The sequence below is a fragment of the Psychrobacter sp. 16-MNA-CIBAN-0192 genome, assembly GCF_040309565.1.
Taxonomy (GTDB): domain Bacteria; phylum Pseudomonadota; class Gammaproteobacteria; order Pseudomonadales; family Moraxellaceae; genus Psychrobacter.
Genome location: NZ_JBEOOX010000486.1, coordinates 1 through 254 on the forward strand (window position 1 = coordinate 1; position 254 = coordinate 254).

Annotated in this window: 1 protein-coding gene; it reads right to left on the reverse strand. The window is 40.2% G+C overall.

Going from position 1 to position 254, the window contains the following annotated elements; genetic code table 11:
* A partial coding sequence (locus AAEY78_RS14065) for a YihY family inner membrane protein (RefSeq protein WP_352340008.1) occupies window positions 1-254 on the reverse strand: 254 nt, incomplete at both ends.

Here is a 254-nt window from a genome sequence, read left to right on the forward strand (position 1 = left end):
GTAATACAATAATCCACGATAAATACACCCATACAAACAAAATAGGGATCACTGCCAGCGCACCATATATGGCTTCATAACTCGGAAATTGAGTCACGTAAAACGCAAAGCCTTTTTTACCCGCTTCAAATAATACCGCCGCAACAATGGCCCCCAATAAGGCATGTAAAAAATGCACTTTCTTATTCGGCACGACCATATATAAAAGCAATATCGATGCAACAGAAAACAGCAATGGCAGACGCTCAATAATC